The 223-nt window shown below is 64.1% G+C and carries 1 protein-coding gene; it reads right to left on the minus strand.

Translation table 11 applies throughout. The features are described 5' to 3' along the window. Positions 1-223, minus strand: a 223-nt coding sequence (locus tag IR141_RS13220; RefSeq protein WP_167743258.1) for an Ig-like domain-containing protein, incomplete at both ends; no start/stop codon positions are given.

Consider the following 223-nt stretch of genomic DNA (forward strand, 5'->3'; position numbering starts at 1 on the left):
TGCCGCTGATGGTCGGGGTGTTGTCGCTGCTGTTGTCCGGCGCGTCTACGCTGATCATCGGGGCGGTGGTGTCGACCGAGCCGTTGTCTTTGGCTTTGCCTTCGTTGCCGGCGGGGTCTTTCACCGAGGCTTCGGCGGTGTAGCCGCCGTCGGGCAGGGCTTTGGGCACGTCTACGCTGTAGCTGCCGTCTGCCTTGACGGTGGTGGTAACGGTTTGGCTTTG

The organism is Neisseria sp. 19428wB4_WF04 (assembly GCF_015235335.1).
Taxonomy (GTDB): domain Bacteria; phylum Pseudomonadota; class Gammaproteobacteria; order Burkholderiales; family Neisseriaceae; genus Neisseria; species Neisseria musculi.